This window comes from Butyrivibrio sp. FCS014 (assembly GCF_000526935.1).
GTDB lineage: Bacteria > Bacillota > Clostridia > Lachnospirales > Lachnospiraceae > Butyrivibrio.
Map to the genome: position 1 here is coordinate 468,478 of NZ_JAHA01000003.1, position 18,927 is coordinate 487,404.

Annotated in this window: 12 protein-coding genes; 11 read left to right on the top strand and 1 reads right to left on the bottom strand. The window is 44.7% G+C overall.

Translation table 11 applies throughout. The features are described 5' to 3' along the window. Positions 1-191: 191 nt before the first annotated feature. Positions 192-1,430 (bottom strand): IS256 family transposase, encoded by a 1,239-nt coding sequence (locus T456_RS0102275; protein WP_024864735.1) that lies wholly within the window; start codon positions 1,428-1,430, stop codon positions 192-194. Positions 1,431-1,949: 519 nt separating this feature from the next. Here T456_RS0102275 and T456_RS0102280 point away from each other — a divergent pair. The 11 genes from T456_RS0102280 (at position 1,950) to T456_RS0102330 (ending at position 18,919) form a co-directional block, all read left to right on the top strand. Next, positions 1,950-3,983: an alpha-amylase family glycosyl hydrolase gene (locus T456_RS0102280; RefSeq protein WP_024864736.1), complete on the top strand. Its 2,034-nt coding sequence runs from the start codon at positions 1,950-1,952 to the stop codon at positions 3,981-3,983. Further along, on the top strand, positions 3,980-5,221 hold the full coding sequence (gene pepT, locus T456_RS0102285) for a peptidase T (protein WP_024864737.1): 1,242 nt from the start codon (positions 3,980-3,982) through the stop codon (positions 5,219-5,221). Before T456_RS0102280 ends, pepT begins: the two co-directional genes overlap by 4 nt. A gap of 21 nt (positions 5,222-5,242) precedes the next feature. After that, on the top strand, positions 5,243-6,691 hold the full coding sequence (gene miaB / locus T456_RS0102290; protein WP_024864738.1) for a tRNA (N6-isopentenyl adenosine(37)-C2)-methylthiotransferase MiaB: 1,449 nt from the start codon (positions 5,243-5,245) through the stop codon (positions 6,689-6,691). 78 nt (positions 6,692-6,769) lie between these two features. Next, entirely contained in the window at positions 6,770-9,412 is a 2,643-nt protein-coding gene (gene mutS / locus T456_RS0102295) for a DNA mismatch repair protein MutS (protein ID WP_035801087.1), read from the top strand. Continuing rightward, positions 9,413-11,383, top strand: coding sequence for a DNA mismatch repair endonuclease MutL (gene mutL / locus T456_RS0102300; protein WP_024864740.1), 1,971 nt, complete (start codon positions 9,413-9,415; stop codon positions 11,381-11,383). It begins immediately after the preceding gene. Continuing rightward, positions 11,380-12,327, top strand: coding sequence for a tRNA (adenosine(37)-N6)-dimethylallyltransferase MiaA (miaA, locus tag T456_RS0102305; RefSeq protein WP_024864741.1), 948 nt, complete (start codon positions 11,380-11,382; stop codon positions 12,325-12,327). The genes mutL and miaA overlap by 4 nt, the downstream gene beginning before the upstream one ends. Next, complete coding sequence (locus T456_RS0102310) at positions 12,308-13,591, top strand: methionine gamma-lyase family protein (RefSeq protein ID WP_024864742.1); 1,284 nt, start codon at positions 12,308-12,310, stop codon at positions 13,589-13,591. Before miaA ends, T456_RS0102310 begins: the two co-directional genes overlap by 20 nt. A gap of 65 nt (positions 13,592-13,656) precedes the next feature. Next, entirely contained in the window at positions 13,657-14,661 is a 1,005-nt protein-coding gene (locus T456_RS0102315) for a rod shape-determining protein (protein ID WP_024864743.1), read from the top strand. Then, complete coding sequence (gene mreC / locus T456_RS0102320; protein ID WP_035800952.1) at positions 14,662-15,528, top strand: rod shape-determining protein MreC; 867 nt, start codon at positions 14,662-14,664, stop codon at positions 15,526-15,528. Positions 15,529-15,537: 9 nt separating this feature from the next. Further along, positions 15,538-16,062, top strand: coding sequence for a rod shape-determining protein MreD (gene mreD, locus T456_RS0102325; protein WP_051464947.1), 525 nt, complete (start codon positions 15,538-15,540; stop codon positions 16,060-16,062). Next, a complete protein-coding gene (locus T456_RS0102330) occupies positions 16,055-18,919 on the top strand; it encodes a penicillin-binding transpeptidase domain-containing protein (RefSeq protein ID WP_024864746.1) in 2,865 nt (954 codons plus the stop codon). Before mreD ends, T456_RS0102330 begins: the two co-directional genes overlap by 8 nt. The last annotated feature ends 8 nt before the right edge of the window (positions 18,920-18,927 follow it).

Sequence of the window (18,927 nt, forward strand, 5' to 3'; positions counted from 1 at the left end):
CGCCATCCTTGACACCCATAAATCAGAACGCTGTATGTCAATCACCGACGGCGATAGACTCATGAGCAGCTGATATGCATCACCATCGGTTTTCTCAGCTTAGCATTCTGATTTATGGGCATCAAGGACAAGCCCTGCCGCTGGCAGGGTGGCTACTTTATTACCTCGGGCTCCAGATCTTTGAGCAGCTGTTATGCGGCCATAATCTTTTGCTGTTCAAAGGCCAGGGTTTTGAGTTTGATACGGGTTTCATTAGATATGCTTTCATAAGCTTTCCGGCCAAAACTTGTACGTTTCATTAGTAGGATATCATTCTGGTCTATAAGCACCGAGCCCATGAGACGTAATAATGAAGCTTCATTCGGAAATATTTGTATAACATCGGAACGGCGTTTTAACTCTCTATTAAGCCTTTCTATTGTGTTTGATGTACGCAGGTGGCGCCATGTATTCTCTGGCAACATATATACCGTCATGGCATCTTCAAATCCGTTGTCAAGCAGTTCCATCGCCTTTGGAGCAACATCAGAGTAGTCTGACAGGATGTCATCGCGCTTTTTTCTTGCAGCAGTAAGGGTCTTAGCCAGGAACATTTGCCTTAACTCTATTTCAAGCCCGGGTCTCTGTGAGTTTGGGGCTGCGTCAAGGATGTTTTTAGTGAAGTGAAACTGACAACGCTGCCACGGTGTATTAGGAAACACTTTGAACGCTGCGTATCGAATGGATTTATGGGCGTCAGAAGTGAGCATAAGTGGATCCTTAAGACCATTGGCTTTCAGGTGGCTGAAGAAGTCAAGCCATGTATCGTTAGTTTCGCCATCATATACATTGAAGTATAGGACTTCTTTCTTGCCATCAGTTGTAAGACCTACTGCTATGAATAAAGCTTTTGAAACAACCCTATGATTTTCACGTACTTTAAAATATGTGGCATCCACCATGATAAAAGGATAATCATGAACACTCAGATCATGGTTTTGAAACTCTTTGATCTCTGGATCAAGTCGCTTACACACCTCTGATATAGTGGACTTGGAGTATTCCTTGCCACATATCATTTCGATAACATTACTCACCTTACGCGTAGAAACGCCCATGATGACCATTTCTGCCATGGTATTGAGCAAGGCTGTTTCACTACGCTGGTATGTTTCAAAAAGAGTGGTGTGAAAGGGTGATAATCGGTGGCGCGGTACTTCCAGGACGATAGTGCCTATCTTGGTGGTTAGTTCACGTTCTCTTGTACCGTTGCGCTGGTCAGTCCTGTTATCAGACCTTTCGTACTTTTCAGCTCCCAGTTGGGCTGTGGATTCCGCTAATAGAGCCTCATTGAGGATTTTCTCGACAAGATGCTTGAACGCTTCTTCTCGGTCTCCTCCTAATAATGCTACCAATTCCTCATGGTTTAATGTAATATTTACTTGAGCCATGATGATTACTTGCCTCCTTTATACTGTTTTGTTTGGTCACTTAACATTTTAAATCAGGAGAGAGCATTCATGGCTCTTTTATATTTAATTTTCAATTTACACCATTATATGGACATAATGACGGTATTCCGACAACCGGGCGCTCAAACGGGCTTTTTATCGATATAACGTCAAATTATAAGGCATTTTTACCGACGCAATCAGCTTATAGAATGCTTTGCGTCGGAAAGGCCACCTCGGTTCACATGTTCTACGCAACATCACTCCCCAATGTAAAAAACTCTGTCCAACTTCTCGCGACCGCGCCCAATCACGCTAAAAGAAAGAAAAAACTAAATTCCTTTTTGCGCAATAGAAACATTTTTTTTCGAAATAAGTTACTTACGTTCATGTTGGCTGTCACAAGAGGCTTTCTTTTTATAGTAAATAAGGTTCAAATATGGTAAAATATATCGGCGTATGGAAACTGATAGGTTCGATTTATTTGAACTCTGAATATATGGGGGAACCGGGTGCTTAATGGCTAAAAAGTTTGAAATCTGCAGGGAAAAACCTTATCCGTTAGGATGCTATATCGATTATGACAGAACACTGGTGGTTCGCAGCGTTTTCGGAGATAACAAAAAGTGCGGCATTACTCTTTATCCCGATGAGAAAAATACTAAGATTAAGCCTCTTTCCATTGAGCTTTCAGCTTCAATGAAGAGGGGGAATATCTATTCCGCCAGGATCCGTGATATCAAGGATATAGATGAATATGTTTCATACAACTATTTTGCGGATGATGAATATTTCTGCGATCCTTATGCCAAGCAGTTTTACGGACTTGAAACCTTTGGCAAAAACGTACCTGATTCAGCCATAAGGGCAAAGCTTGACAACAAGGCTACCGGCACCACCTCAGGCCATGTGTTTGACTGGGGGAAGGATGATGTTTCTTTTGTCCCCTATGAGGACAGCTTCGTTTATCTTCTCCATGTGAGGGGGTTTACAAAGAGTCCCTCAAGCGGTGTTGAGGCAGCAAAAAGAGGTACCTATGCCGGTATCCTCGAGAAGATACCGTACCTTAAATCCCTTGGAGTTACGGCAATTGAAATGATGCCGGCCTATGAGATGAACGAGGTGGAGAATCGCTACAGGTCTTCGGACAGAAGAAGCGCCGGCGCACAGGCAAGCGAAGGCAAGGCTCTTTATTCCAGAGATGGAAGCATTTCCGACAAAAAAGCCGAGAACCTCAAGCTCAACTACTGGGGATTTAAAAAAGGCTACTACTTTGCGCCAAGAACAGCATACTGCGTGAATCCTTCGGATGCGGAGAATGAGTTCAAGGCCTTTGTGAAGACAATGCATGAAAACGGTCTTGAAGTCATCATGCAGTTCTATTTTGAAGAGAACGAGAGCGGCACCCTTATTATCGATGCTTTGAGATTCTGGCGCTGCACCTATCATGTGGACGGCTTCCACTTAAAGGGCAGTGCGATTCCTCTAAGACTTATCACCAACGAGCCTCTGTTTACGGATGTTAAGATCTGGTATGAGTACTTTGACTGCGGAAGCATATTTGAAGGCAGAATCCCGGAAGTAAGACTCCTTGCGGATTACAACAATGCATTCCTTTACAATGCAAGACGTTTCTTAAAGAGCGACGACAACTGCGTAAACGACTTCCTTAAATCAATGCTGGCAAACGGAAGTGACCACGGAATCATCAATTACATCTGTGATTACGAGGGCTTCAGGCTGGCAGACCTTGTGGCTTATGAGCACAAGCACAACGAGGAAAACGGCGAGAACAACAAGGACGGCACTGACAACAACATAAGCTGGAACTGCGGAATAGAGGGAAGGACCAGAAAGCATGAGATCTTAAAGCTCAGGAAGAAGCAGATGATGAACGCACTGACCATGCTTTTCTTCTCCCAGGGAACACCTATGATCTTCTCGGGAGATGAGTTCGGAAACTCTCAGGCGGGCAACAACAATCCATATTGCCAGGATAATGAGACAGGCTGGGTTGACTGGAAAGCCATGGAAAAAAATGCAGATCTTCTGGAATTTACGAAAACTCTTTCCAAAATGCGCTATGCAAACAGGATCCTTCACGAAAAGGCTCCCTTCAAGCTTATGGACTACATTTCCTGCGGATACCCGGATCTTTCCTATCACGGGAAAGAGGCCTGGAGACCCGATCTTTCAGGACAGAGCCATCTTGTTGCACTTCTTTTCTGCGGCCTATATGAGAAGGAAGAAAGAGAGCACGACTACATTTATGTGGTCTACAACATGCACTGGACTCCCCAGGAGCTGGCACTTCCAAAGCTTCCCGAAGGTCTTAAATGGGAGATTTACATTGACACCGATGACAGGCATATGGAACACGAAAAGCCTGCAAAGTATGTCAGGGGAAAAGAAACAGTGACGGGAACCAGGGATACGGATACCGATGTATTTACGGAGCTTATCGCCGATCGTTCCTGCCGCATTTATATAAGCAAAAAAGACGAGAATTACAAACCCCGCAAAAAAACTGCTGGTAGAAAGAGTAAATCATGAACAAACCGGATGTAATTGAAAAGTTTCTAAGATATGTAAAGATAGACACCCAGTCCGACGACACCACAGGCACATCCCCTTCAACCATGAAGCAGCACAACCTTGCAAAGCTTCTTAGGGATGAGCTTCTAAAGATCGGGGCAAGTGACGTTGTCTATGATGAGGAGCACTGCTATGTATATGCCAGCATACCGTCCAATAGCGAGGGCTGCGAAGGACCTAAGATGGGCTTTGTTTCCCATATGGACACATCAGATGAGGTGAGCGGAGAAAATGTTAATCCTAGGATTGTGGAGAGCTATAAAGGAGATGATATTAAGCTGGATGCTGAGGGCAAATATGTCCTTTCACCTTCTAATTTCCCCGAGCTTTTAAACCACGTTGGAGAAGACCTTATTGTTACCGACGGAAGCACACTTCTTGGTGCAGATGATAAGGCAGGGGTTGCCGAGATCATGACCATGGCCGAGACACTGCTGAAGAACCCAGAGATCAAACACGGTGAGATCAGAATTGCCTTTACTCCCGACGAAGAGATCGGCGAAGGAACAGCCTTTTTTGACCTGAAGCAATTTGACGCCGACTATGCCTTTACTGTTGACGGAGGTAAGCTTGGCGAGCTTGAATATGAGAACTTCAATGCCGCAGGTGCTACCGTAAAGGTAAACGGAAGAAGCGTACACCCCGGAGATGCCAAGAACAGAATGCTCAACGCATCCCTTATTGCCTTTGAGTTCCAGGGGCTTCTTCCTGTATTCCAGAACCCAATGTATACAGAGAAGAGAGAGGGATTCTTCCATTTGACCGAGATCAACGGCTCAACAGAGTCCTGCGTTTCCCAGTACATCATCAGGGATCATGACGAGGCCCTCTTTGAGGAGAAGAAGTCAATGTTCCTTGCAGCTGCGGATTTCCTTAACCGTAAGTATGGCCGGGGAACCGTTGAAGTCACCATCAAGGACCAGTACAAGAACATGATCGAGAAGATCAGGCCTCATATCCATCTTGTTGACAATGCCAAGAAGGTTATGGAGAGCCTTGATATAGTTCCCATCGATGTGCCTATAAGAGGCGGCACAGATGGAGCAACCCTTTCCTATAAAGGACTTCCATGCCCGAACCTTTGCACCGGCGGCTATAACTATCACGGCCGCTATGAATATGCATCAATTCAGGAGATGCGCAAGGTAGTTGATATCCTTCTGGGTATTGTAGATATTTATAAAGATAAGATTTGAGTTAGAAAGAGTTTGTAATTAATGAGTATCAATATTTTAAATAGTCAGAGAAACGATATTAAAGATGATGAGAGCCTTAAGCAGCTGGGCTTTATCGAGCTTGCCAAGAAGAAGGTGGCAGCCCTGGAAAAAGAGCTGGGAAGAAAGCCCACAGCCTGCGTTGTAACCTTCGGATGTCAGATGAATGCCAGGGATTCAGAGAAGCTCTTGGCAACACTGAAGCTGGCAGGCTACGAAGAGGTTGAGACCGAAGATGCGGACTTCGTCATCTATAACACCTGCACAGTTAGAGATAATGCGGATCAGAGAGTTTACGGCCGCCTTGGTCAGTGCAGCAACCACAAGAAGAACAACCCCCACATGAAGATCGCCATTTGCGGCTGCCTTATGCAGGAGCCCGGAGCAGTTGAGAAGATTCAAAAGAGCTATCGATTTGTGGATCTTATCTTCGGTACCCATAACATCTATAAGTTTGCGGAGCTGTTAAACAGCTGTCTTGATTCCGACAGAATGATAATAGATATCTGGAAGGAGACCGACAGAATAGTTGAGGATCTTCCCGTACTTCGCAAATATGCCTTTAAGTCCGGCGTTAACATCATGTTCGGCTGCGATAATTACTGCACCTACTGTATTGTTCCTTATGTAAGAGGAAGAGAGCGCTCAAGATCTCCCAAGGATATCGTTAGAGAGATTGAGAAGCTTGCTGCGGACGGCGTAAAAGAGGTAATGCTTCTTGGCCAGAACGTAAATTCCTATGGCTTTGACTTTAAAGACGGGGATTCGGACAAGATCTCTTTTGCGAAGCTCCTTGAAATGGTATGCGAAGTTGAAGGAATTGAGAGGGTTAGGTTTATGACCCCTCATCCTAAGGATTTCTCAGACGATGTGATCGATGTTATTGCCGGGAATCCCAAGATTGCAAGGCATATCCATCTTCCTTTGCAGGCGGGCAATAACGAAGTTCTTCGCCGCATGAACAGGAAGTATACCAAGGAGCAGTTTATTGACCTTGCTCTTAAGATAAGAGAAAGGATTCCCGATGTTGCCATCACCACTGATATTATCGTGGGCTTCCCCGGTGAAGGAGAGGCTGAGGTGGATGACACCATCGATGTAATTAAGAAGGTACAGTTCGATAATGCCTTTACCTTTATCTATTCAAAGAGAGCCGGAACTCCTGCAGCAAAGTTTGAGGACCAGGTTCCCGAGGAAGAGGTAAAGAAGAATTTCGACAAGCTTCTTAAGGTGGTTCAGGATACCGCAAGAGATCAGGCCTCAAAGCATCAGGGAAAAGTTGAGACTGTTCTGGTTGAGAGTGTAAATGAACAGGATGAGAGCCTTCTTACAGGAAGAATGTCCAACAACACTCTTGTGCACTTCAAGGGAGAAAAGGACCTTATCGGGGAGATGGTCCGTGTCAGCCTTGATGAGTGTCATGGCTTCTACTACATGGGAAGCAGGGTATGATAAGTATTTAGAAATGGGGAATTTGCCGTGGAAAACACCACGTTGATAGATAAAGTTGAAATTGAAAAAGTGTCGCCCATGATGCAGCACTACATTCAGACCAAGAGGGAGAACAGAGACTGCATTCTCTTTTACAGACTGGGCGACTTTTATGAGATATTTTTTGACGATGCTCTTGTAGCTTCCAAGGAACTTGAGCTGACTCTCACAGGTAAGGCCTGCGGCCTTGAGGAAAGGGCTCCCATGTGCGGAGTTCCTTTTCATGCAGTGGACAGTTACCTGAATAAGCTTGTATCCAGAGGTTATAAGGTAGCCATCTGCGAACAGATGGAGGACCCCAAGCTTGCCAAGGGAATCGTAAAACGAGAGATCACAAGGATAGTGACTCCCGGAACGAACCTCAATATGCAGGCCCTTGAAGAGACCAAGAACAATTATCTGATGAGTATTTTCTACTCGCCGGATGTGATAGGCATTTCAGTGGCTGATATCACAACGGGAGATTATTATCTTACCGAAGTCGATTCCCTTAGAAGCGCCTTTGATGAGATCAGTAAGTATATGCCTTCCGAGATCATCTGTAACAGTGCATTTTCCTTCAGCGGAGCTGATATAGATGAACTGAAGAACAGACTTCAGATCTATATCAATCCTCTTGATTCCAGATATTTTGATGAAGAGGGAACCAAAAAAGTTCTGCTTAAGCACTTTAAGGTTTCTTCACTTATCGGCCTTGGAATCGATGATTTCCCCAACGGAATAGTGGCTGCGGGAGCTCTTTTGCAGTATCTCATCGATATGCAGAAGTCCGACATCAGCAATATCACTCATATTTATCCCTATCTTGCCAGCAAGTACATGCTTCTGGATTCTTCCACCAGAAGGAATCTGGAGCTTGTGGAGACCATGAGGGATAAGCAAAAGCGCGGAACACTTCTGTGGGTTCTTGATAAGACCAAAACTGCTATGGGCGCAAGAATGCTTAGGGGCTTTATAGAGCAGCCTCTTGTTGATAAGGACGAGATCCTAAAGCGTCAGGACGCAGTTGATACCCTTGTAAAAAACGTTGTTACAAGGGAGGAGATCAGGGAATATCTTAATCCTGTTTATGACCTTGAAAGGCTTATGTCCAAGATCATTTTCAAGACTGCCAACCCAAGGGATCTATTGGCATTTAGAAATTCCATCAAGATGATCCCGGCTATTATGACGGCTCTTTTGGACGTTGCAGGAAATCCCGGAATAGACGGCATTTCCGAGGATCTGGATTCACTTAAGGATATTTTCGACCTGATAGATTCCTCCATTGTGGAGGAACCGCCTCTTACCATAAAGGAAAGCGGCATCATCAAGGACGGCTTTGATAAGGACATTGACCACTTCAGGGAAGCCGGCACCAACGGCAAGATGTGGCTTGCCCAGATGGAAGAGGAAGAGAAGGAAAAGACCGGTATAAAGAACCTTAGGATCAAGTACAGCAATGTTTTCGGTTATTCCTTTGAGGTCACCAATTCCTTTAAGGATCAGGTGCCGGATTACTTCATAAGAAAGCAGACCCTGACCAACTGCGAGAGGTACACAACTCCTCAGCTCAAGGAACTTGAGGACACCATTTTAAATGCCCAGGACAAGCTCAACAATCTTGAGTATGAGATGTTCTGCAAGATCAGGGATTCCATAGCTCTGGAGATCGACAGGATACAAAGAACCGCTAAGGCACTGGCTCTTTTGGACGTGTTTGCTTCCCTGGCCTATGTTGCCGAGCGCAATCACTATGTAAAACCTTCCCTCAATGACAAGGGAATCATCAATATCAAAAACGGCAGACATCCCGTGGTGGAGAAGATGCTGGATACGGCTGATATGTTCATTTCAAACGACACATATCTTGATAACAAGAAGCACTGTATTTCCATCATCACCGGCCCCAATATGGCAGGTAAATCCACCTACATGAGGCAGTCGGCTCTTATAGTTCTCATGTGCCAGATCGGCAGCTTTGTCCCAGCCGACAAGGCGGACATGTGCCTGGTTGACCGCATATTTACAAGGGTCGGAGCTTCCGATGACCTTGGAAGCGGACAGTCAACCTTCATGGTCGAGATGAATGAGGTTGCTAATATCTTAAGGAACGCCACACCGAATTCTCTTCTTATCCTTGATGAGATCGGACGAGGAACGTCAACCTACGACGGCCTTGCAATCGCCTGGGCTGTGACGGAGCACATCAGTAACCGCAAGATCCTTGGAGCCAAGACACTTTTTGCCACACATTACCACGAGCTCACAGAGCTTGAAGGCAAGATGGATAACGTCAACAACTACTGCATTGCGGTCAAGGAAAACGGCGACGACATCGTATTCCTTCGTAAGATAGTAAAAGGCGGAGCCGACAAGAGCTACGGAATTCAGGTAGCCAAGCTTGCAGGTGTGCCCGACATGGTCATTGACCGGGCAAAAGAGATTGTGACTGAACTTACAGACAACGACATTACAGAGAAGGTTCAGAGCATCGCCAGGGAAACAAAGAGTGACAAAAAGGTCAAGGTTACTCATTACGATGACGTGGATATCGCCCAGATGTCTCTTTTTGATACTGCTACAGACGAAGACGTTTTAAAGCGCCTTGAAGAAATAGATATCACCATGCTTACACCAATGGATGCACTTAATACACTGTATAAACTGCAGAGTGACTTGAAGAACAGGTGGAAAAACTAAATGGCTTTTATAAATGAGCTGGATAAAAAAACAATAGACCAGATTGCAGCCGGTGAAGTGGTAGAGCGACCTGCCAGCGTGGTAAAAGAGCTGGTGGAGAATGCCATAGACTCCGGTGCAAGCGCAGTTACCGTGGAGATTCGCGGCGGCGGCATCGAGATGATCAGAGTCACCGATAACGGATCGGGTATAGAAAAGAGCGAGATAAGAAAGGCCTTTAAGCGCCATGCCACAAGTAAACTTCAGACCATAGAGGACCTTGATTCCATCAGGTCCCTGGGCTTTAGAGGAGAGGCTCTTTCAAGTATCTGTGCCGTATCCCAGGTTGATATGATCACCAAAACAAGGGAAGATATCGCCGGAACAAGATATTGCATAAACGGAGGTGAAGAGGCTGCATTCGAGGAGATCGGTGCTCCTGACGGAACCACCCTCATTATCCGCAATCTCTTTTACAATACTCCCGCAAGGAAGAAATTCCTTAAGACGCCGCAAACAGAGGCAAGTCATATCGGAGACGTGATGGAGCATCTTGCTCTTGATAACCCCACTGTCTCTTTTCACTTTATAGTAAACAAGGACGACAAATTCTCAACTTCCGGAAACGGAGATTTAAAGGAGATAATCTACAGGATCTACGGGAGGGACATTTCCGTAAGCCTTGTACCAATCAATGTTTCCGACGGAACTTATACTCTTGATGGGTATCTTGGTGAGCCTTCCATCAACCGTTCAAACAGGAACTTTGAGATATTCTTTGTTAACGGAAGATTCGTCAAGGATAAGGTTATGAGCAAGGCCCTGGAGGAGGGATACAAGCAGTATCTTATGATGCACAAGTTCCCCTTCGCCGTTCTTCACCTTAGAATGGATCCTTCCCTGGTAGATGTTAACGTTCATCCCGCCAAGCTAGAAGTGAGGTTCAGGGAGCAGAATCAGCTCTACGACTTCATCATGAACAGCGTTGAGAATACCTTAAGAAACAGGGAGATGATCCCGGACGCACTGCTGTCTGAAAAAGAAGACAGAGAGCTTGGTCAGATCATGGAAAACAAAGGCGAGGAAGCTCCTGACAATACAAGCGATAAAGCACCTGAAGAAGAGCGCAGGCAGGCTCCGCAGCCCTTTGAAGCCCTTCGCTTTGAACAGCACAGAATAAGTGAGGAAACACCTGTATATGCAAAAGGCGTAAAAGCTCAGCCCGTAAAGATAGAGGACAGCAATAAATCTGCAGTATGGACCAGAATCTTCGGAGACGCCGATGGCTCTGAAGCCGAGAAAAATGAGCGGCCCTCACCGATAATAAAATCTGAGGGCGCTGTCATTGTCGAAAAACCCATGCAGCTTAATCTTTTCGACGAGAAGATTCTTACAAAAGAAAATGTAAAAGAGTATGAGATCCTCGGACAGATTTTCGGTACCTACTGGCTTATCGGCTACAAGGACAAGCTACTTTTGATGGACCAGCATGCGGCCCATGAGAAGGTAAACTACGAGCGCATGATAAAGAGATTCAAATCAGGGGAGATGACCTCTCAGATGGTGAATCCTCCTGTTATCGTGGCCCTTACCTCAGCTGAGGAAGACCTTTTCCTTAGCTACAGGCAGTATTTTGAAAAGCTTGGATTTAATATAGAGAACTTCGGAGGGAGAGAATACGCAATGAGGGCCATTCCCATTGATCTTTTCGGCTCCTCCAACGTCAAGGAGATGTTTACAGAGATTCTGGATGAGCTCTCCCATGAGACAGGACTTGACAGGACTCCGGATCTTATCAACTACAAGATAGCATCCATGGCCTGCAAGGCATCTGTAAAGGGCAATACCAGAATGACAACACAGGAGCTTGAAGCTCTTCTTGATGAGCTGTTAACCCTTGATAATCCATATAACTGTCCTCACGGACGCCCCACAATGATCTCAATGACCAAATACGAGATCGACAAGAAGTTTAAGAGAGTAGTGGAATGACAGACAAACAAAAACTCATTGTTATAACAGGTCCCACTGCGGTGGGCAAAACAAAACTGTCAATCGAGCTTGCTAAGAGAATAGGCGGAGAGATAATCTCCGCTGATTCTATGCAGGTCTATAAATACATGGACATCGGTACGGATAAGATCACTCCCGAGAAAATGGAGGGTGTTCCCCACCACCTTATTGATTTTCTGGATCCAAAAGAGGACTTCAACGTATTTGTTTTCCAGAAACTGGTTAAGGAAGCAATTGCTGATATTTCCTCCAGAGGAAAGGTGCCGATCATTGTAGGAGGAACCGGATTCTATATTCAGGCAGTGCTTTATGACATAGACTTTACCGAAACCGATGAGGATGATTCCTACAGAAAAGAGCTTGAGGAGCGGGCTGCAAATGGAGAAGCTAAAGAGCTTCACAAGGAGCTTTCCGAAATAGACCCGGAATCTGCGGCCATTATCCATGCCAATAATGTAAAAAGAGTCATCAGAGCACTGGAGTATTATAAAAAGACCGGGCGGCCGATTTCCGAGCATAACGCAGAGCAGCACCAAAATGAGTCCCCTTACGATTTTTGCTGCTTCGTATTGACAGACGAGCGAAAAACGCTATACTCACGCATAGAGAAAAGAGTGGATCAGATGATCGAAGAGGGCCTGGAAGAGGAAGTAAGGCGTATTGCCGACATGGGAATACCAAGGAATGCCACTTCCATGCAGGGACTTGGTTATCGTGAAATGCTTGGGTATATCGACGGCGAGTACGATCTTGAAAGGGCCATATACCTTATAAAGCTGAACACAAGACACTTTGCAAAGCGCCAGCTCACCTGGTTTCGCCGGGAAAAAGAAGTCATCTGGATAGACAAAAACTCTTTTGACCATAATGATGAAAAAATATTGGAAGAGATGTTGAGGATTTATGAACACAAAGATTTATGAAGAACTAGGAATCTCCAAGGAAGTTACCGAATTTGGAGAAGAAATATTAAAGGGTCTCAAGGAACGTTTTGAAAAGATCGATGAGACCGCTGAGTACAATCAGCTCAAGGTAATAAAGGCGATGCAGGACGCCAAGGTAAGTGAGGCCTGCCTTCTTGGAACAACAGGATATGGCTACAACGATATGGGAAGAGACAAGCTGGAAGAGGTTTATGCAGCTGTATTCCACACAGAGGATGCCCTTGTAAGACCTCAGATCACTTGCGGAACCCACGCTCTTGCCCTTGCTCTTATGAGTAACCTTCGCCCCGGCGATATGCTTTTATCCCCTGCAGGAAAGCCTTACGATACACTGGAAGAGGTTATCGGCATAAGACCCTCAAAGGGATCCCTTAAGGAATACGGCATCGATTACAAACAGATAGACCTTCTTGAGGATGGCACTTTCGACTATGACAATATCAAAAAGGCAATAGAAGAGAACCCTAATATCAGGCTTGCTACCATACAAAGATCCAAGGGATACCAGACAAGACCTACTTTCTCTGTAGAGCAGATTGGTACTCTGATAAAATTCATCAAGGATTTAAGACCTGATATCATCTGCATGGTAGATAACTGCTACGGCGAATTTGTTGAGACCATAGAGCCTTCAGACGTTGGCGCAGATATGTGCGTCGGAAGTCTTATCAAGAACCCCGGCGGCGGACTTGCACCCATCGGCGGATATATTGCAGGAAAAAGAGAATGCGTCGAAAATGCAGCATACAGGCTCACTTCTCCCGGACTTGGAAAAGAGGTAGGTGCTTCACTTGGAATACTTCCACAGTTTTATCAGGGATTTTTCCTTGCACCCACTGTTACGGCTTCTGCTTTAAAAGGCGCTATCTTTGCAGCAAATATTTACGAGAAGCTTGGCTTTGATGTGGTTCCAAATGCCACTGAGGAGCGCCATGATATCATTCAGGCAGTTACCTTCGGAAAGCCTGAGGGCGTTATAGCATTCTGCGAGGGAATCCAGAAGGCAGCTCCCGTTGACAGCTTTGTTGCTCCCGAGCCCTGGGACATGCCGGGATATGATGCTAAGGTCATCATGGCTGCAGGCGCTTTTGTTTCAGGCTCTTCCATAGAGCTTTCGGCTGATGGCCCCATAAAGCCCCCTTACTCAGTCTTTTTCCAGGGCGGACTTACATGGCCTCATGCAAAAATGGGTATTCTTATGAGCCTGCAAAAGCTTGTAGACAAAGGGCTAGTCGTGCTATAATGAACGGTACGAATTCTTGGAATAACAGGAAGTTTTTAATTTCTTTATTTATATAGGAGGGCGTTTTGGCTAATATATTCGGAATCGATCTTGGAACCAGCAATATCAAGATCTACAACAGGGATGAAGACGGGCTTACAGTAGAGAAGAACATGATTGCCATCGAGAACAAGACCAATGTTTTTGCTTATGGCAATTCAGCATACGAGATGTATGAGAAGGCACCTGACAAGATCAAGATCTCTTATCCTTTGAACAGCGGCGTTATCGCTGATATTGAGCATATGGAGACTCTTGTTAAGCTTTTCATAACAGATCAGATGAAGGGCAATGTTAAGCCTTGCGAAGTATATATTGCAGTACCTAAGGATGTAACAGAGGTAGAAAGAAGAGCTTTTCACGACCTTATCAATGACGCAGGTATCAAGGCCAAGAAGATCATGATGGTCAAGAAGCCTCTTGCCGACGGCCTTGGAATGAATGTAGACGTTATGAATTCCCAGGGTGTTCTGGTAGTAAATGTCGGATATGACACCACAGAGATCTCTATTCTTTCTCTTCGCGGTATTGTTGTAAGTAAGCTTATCAAAGTAGGCGGCAAGAAGTTCGACGAGTCCATCAGAAACGTTATCCGTAAGGAATTTGGACTTCTCATCGGAGAAAAGACATCCGAGAACGTTAAGATATCCTTAAAGGAACTTGAGAAAGAGGGCAAGGATGCAGTTGTTTACGGACGCGACATTGTTACAGGTCTTCCCGTAGAGAGACAGATTCCCACAGACCTCATCAATCAGTCCCTTATTGAGAATTTCGATGCAATTCTCGACAATATCAAAGCTGCTCTTGAGAAAACTCCTCCGGAGCTCGCTGCCGATATCTTCAAGCACGGCCTTTACCTTACCGGCGGCGCTTCTCAGGTATGTCATCTTGCTCAGCGCCTTTCAAACGGTGTCGGTCTCAACGTAAATATAGCAGAAAACCCTGTTGGTTCTGTCGCAATGGGTCTTGCCAAGATCATCAAGGAAGATCAGTACAAAGCCCTTGCTTATGGAATTGAAGAGGATACATAAATGAGTCCCATCATTAAAAAGAGAGGAGAAGAATTTACGCTTCCAAGTAAATATCTCCTCTTTATTTTAACCGGAGTATGTATAGCTACCATAGTGCTTACATTTAATACGAGCCTTTTGAACGGGCCGGTAAATTCTTTTGCCGGTATTTTTGTGGTGCCTTTTCAGAAGGGTATTACTGCTGTGGGTATGGGACTTAAGGATACAACAGACAAGCTTTCATCCATAACCAAGCTTCTTGATGAGAACGAGCAGCTCAAGAAACAGGTAGATGAACTGACTATAGCAAATACCAACCTTGAGCAGGAGAAGTATGAGCTGACTGAATTAAGAAACCTGTATGCCCTGGATGCCCAGTATGAGGACTATAAGAAGACAGGAGCCAGGATCATTGCAAAGGATGCAGGAAACTGGTATCACTCTTTTGTTATCAATAAGGGCACTGATGAAGGTATTCAGGTAGATATGAACGTTATTGCAGGCGGAGGACTGGTTGGACGTGTTGTTGATGTTGGTCCTGACTGGGCCAAGGTGCAGTCCATCATTGCCGACAATGCTGCGGTAAGCGGAATGGTGCTCAGTTCTTCAGACAATCTTATCGTTTCCGGAGATCTGGAGCTCTACAGACAGGGATATGTGAGCTTTTCCAAACTTGTTGATGATGCCGATAAAGTCAGCATAGGAGATAAGGTGGTAACCTCCAACATAAGTGATAAGTATCTTCCCGGAATTCTTATCGGTTATATTTCCACCATTGATGACGATTCCAACAACCTGACCAAATCAGGACGCATTACACCGGCCGTTGACTTTGAACATATGAATGAGGTACTGGTACTTCTTGACCTCAAGAAGAATATGAACTGACAATAGGATATGAATATTAGGAGATTTATTTTCAATTTCATATTTGTGCTGCTTTCGTTCATCCTGCAGACTACAGTCTTCAGGGTGATTGATTTTGGCGGAGTAGTGCCCAATATCCTTCTTATTTTTGCCTGTTCGACAGCTTTTATCAAAGGCGATAAACAGGGAATTTGGGTGGGATTTTTCTGCGGTCTTATGGTAGACATTTTCTTTGGCTCCTACATCGGCTTTTTTGCCATGATCTATATGTATCTGGCCTTCGTTGTCGGGAAGCTTCACGTGGTGCTCTTTTCCCAGAATATTGCAATTCCCATTACAATAATAACCATAGCAGACTTTGTGTTCGGATTTGTTTGTTATGTTCTTATGTTTCTGTTCAGGACTAAGTTTGATATAGGTTACTATATGACCAATATCATCATCCCCGAGATGGTGTATACAGCTCTTGTAGCTATTTTTTATTATCCGCTTATCCTTAAGATCCACACATATTTAGATGAGCTGGAAGAGAGGAACGCCAAGAAATTTGTTTGATAATTTTAAGGAATCATTTATCAAATTCATAACATCAAGAGCCGTTATCGTATGCGGCGTTCTTGGGATACTTGCCTGCATTATCGTGTACAGGCTTTTTTCCCTGCAGATAATTAACGGTGAATACTATCTTGATTCCTTCAAACTCAGGATCAAGAAGGAAAAGACCATTGCCGCAGCAAGAGGAAATATCTACGACAGGAACGGCAATCTTCTGGCATATAACGAACTTGCCAATTCCGTTACTATCGAGGACGTTTATAAATCAGGCTCTCAGAAGAACAAGAATATCAATACCACACTGGACAGACTTATCACAATTATCGAGAAGAACGGGGACAGCGTAGATAAGAACTTCAATATTATCATTGCTGACAACGGCAATTTCGAATTTACGGTGGAAGATAAGCAGCTTTTGAGGTTCCTGGCGGATGTCTATGGCCACAGTTCCATCAATGACCTCAAGTATGAGGAGAAGACCAAGACCGCCCAGGAAGTTGTGGATGATCTTTGCAGATCTTTTAAGATCGGTGATTATGAGGAATCCGGCAATTCGGATACTCCTTTTGTACCCATGAAGGGGTATTCCAGGTCCAGAGCCCTTAAGATACTTGATATTCGTTACAACATGAACCAGAACAGCTTCCAGAAGTATATTGATACTACAGTGGCATCTGATGTCAGTGATAAGACGGTTGCGGATGTTATGGAGAACGCAGACACTCTGGAGGGCGTTTCCATTGAGGAAAGTACTGCAAGAAAGTATGTTGATGCGGTATATTTTGCTCAGCTTCTTGGCTATACAGGCAAGATATCCGAGGACGAACTGGCAACCCTTTCCCTGGAAAATCCAAGTTACGGTCTAAACGACACCGTTGGAAAATCCGGTATCGAGCAGGCTATGGAGAGCGTTCTTCAGGGAACAAAAGGCTCCGAAACCGTATATGTTGATAATACTGGTCAGGTAATAGAGACCAGTAATTATGTTGATTCTCTTGCGGGCAATGATGTATATCTGACCATAGACAAGGAACTTACAGAGGCTTGTTATAACATAATAGAGCAGTCTCTTGCCGGAATCCTTGTTTCAAAAATACAGAATGTAAAGACCTATACCTATACGTCCACCTCAAGCTCCAGCAACATTGTTATTCCTATTTACGATGTGTACTATGCGATCTTTGATAACGATGTTGTGGATATCAGCCATTTCAGTGAGCGAAATGCGAAAGATAATGAAAAGGCTGTATATGAGCAGTTTCAGGGTAAATATGCCCAGGTAATAGAAGAACTTCAAAATGAACTCAATGAAAAAGAGACACCTTATGACCATCTGACCAAGGAATATCAATGGTACATGAGTCATATCGCAGCCATGCTTTATTCTGACGGTATCATTGATTCTTCGCTTGTTGACAGGGAAGATCAGGTATATATCGCCTGGACCAAGGATGAGACCATATCTTTGGCGGAATATCTCAAATATGTCATCGCAATGAACTGGGTAGATGTATCCAAACTTGATATAGAGAACCAGTATGCGGACTCTGAGGAGATATTCAAACAGATAGTCAGCTATATAACCAAGGCTCTTGATAAAGATACAGATTTCCAGACAAGACTCTATAAGTACCTTCTTCTTGACGGCTATATATCCGGAACTCAGGTATGCAATATACTTCTGGAACAGGATGCGGTTCCCAATATGGACGAAGAAGAGAGGAGTCTTTGGGAAAGAGGCGGAGAAACAGCTTACGCCTTTATGGTGAACAGGGTTGCAAACCTTGATATTACCCCTGCCCAGCTGGCTCTTGATCCCTGCACCGGATCCATGGTTGTAACGGATGTAAATACCGGAGATGTTCTGGCCCTTGTAACCTATCCCGGTTATGACAACAATAAGATGGCTAACGGTGTAGATCCCGAGTATTATGCAAAGCTCAGAAGCGATAACTCAAATCCGCTTCTTAACTATGCAACACAGCAGAAGACCGCTCCCGGTTCTACTTTCAAGATGGTATCCGCAACCGCAGGTCTTAACGAGGGAGTTATTACAACCGATTCTGTCATCTACTGCGGCGGTCAGTTTGATAAATTAAATCCTGCACCTAAGTGCTGGATACATCCAAGAGGCCACGGAGGACTTAACGTAACAGGCGGAATAAGAAATTCCTGTAACGTGTTCTTCTATGAAGTTGGTTTCAGGCTTGGACTTGTAGGAAATAACTACGTTCCGGACACCGGTCTTGAAAGGCTGGCTCATTATGCAGACATGTATGGACTTACGGAGAAATCCGGCATAGAGATAGCGGAATCAGAGCCAAATGTATCAGATCAGGACGCTGTTCGTTCCGCCATCGGTCAAGGTACTCACTCATATACTACCGTAGGACTGGCTCGTTACGTTACCACTGTTGCCAATAACGGTACCTGCTATGATCTGACCCTTATTGATAAGACTACGGATTCCGACGGTAATCTTCTTAAGGATTACAGAGCAGAAGTAAGGAATATTGTAGATCAGCCCGGATCCTACTGGAATGCTATTCACACAGGTATGAGGCAGGTTGTTCAGGATAAGTCCTACTATGCAAACCTTGGAGTTGCTGTTGCAGGTAAGACGGGAACCGCCCAGGAATCTGCAAGCAGACCTAACCATTCGCTTTTTGTATGCTATGCACCCTATGAAAATCCTGAGATCGCCATTGCAACAAGAATTGCCTTTGGTTATACATCAAGTTATGCTGCTCAGATCACAAAAGAAGCACTGGCATATTACTTTGAACTTCGTGATGAGGATGATATCATCTCAGGGACTGCTCAGACCCTTCAGGATGGAGCAACAAACGCAGATTAAGGAAACTT

Coding starts and splice junctions, on each gene's coding strand:
- T456_RS0102275 (WP_024864735.1), bottom strand. CDS start 1,430: ATGGCTCAAGTAAATATTACATTAAACCATGAGGAATTGGTAGCATTA.
- T456_RS0102280 (WP_024864736.1), top strand. CDS start 1,950: ATGGCTAAAAAGTTTGAAATCTGCAGGGAAAAACCTTATCCGTTAGGA.
- pepT (WP_024864737.1), top strand. CDS start 3,980: ATGAACAAACCGGATGTAATTGAAAAGTTTCTAAGATATGTAAAGATA.
- miaB (WP_024864738.1), top strand. CDS start 5,243: ATGAGTATCAATATTTTAAATAGTCAGAGAAACGATATTAAAGATGAT.
- mutS (WP_035801087.1), top strand. CDS start 6,770: ATGATGCAGCACTACATTCAGACCAAGAGGGAGAACAGAGACTGCATT.
- mutL (WP_024864740.1), top strand. CDS start 9,413: ATGGCTTTTATAAATGAGCTGGATAAAAAAACAATAGACCAGATTGCA.
- miaA (WP_024864741.1), top strand. CDS start 11,380: ATGACAGACAAACAAAAACTCATTGTTATAACAGGTCCCACTGCGGTG.
- T456_RS0102310 (WP_024864742.1), top strand. CDS start 12,308: ATGAACACAAAGATTTATGAAGAACTAGGAATCTCCAAGGAAGTTACC.
- mreC (WP_035800952.1), top strand. CDS start 14,662: ATGAGTCCCATCATTAAAAAGAGAGGAGAAGAATTTACGCTTCCAAGT.
- mreD (WP_051464947.1), top strand. CDS start 15,538: ATGAATATTAGGAGATTTATTTTCAATTTCATATTTGTGCTGCTTTCG.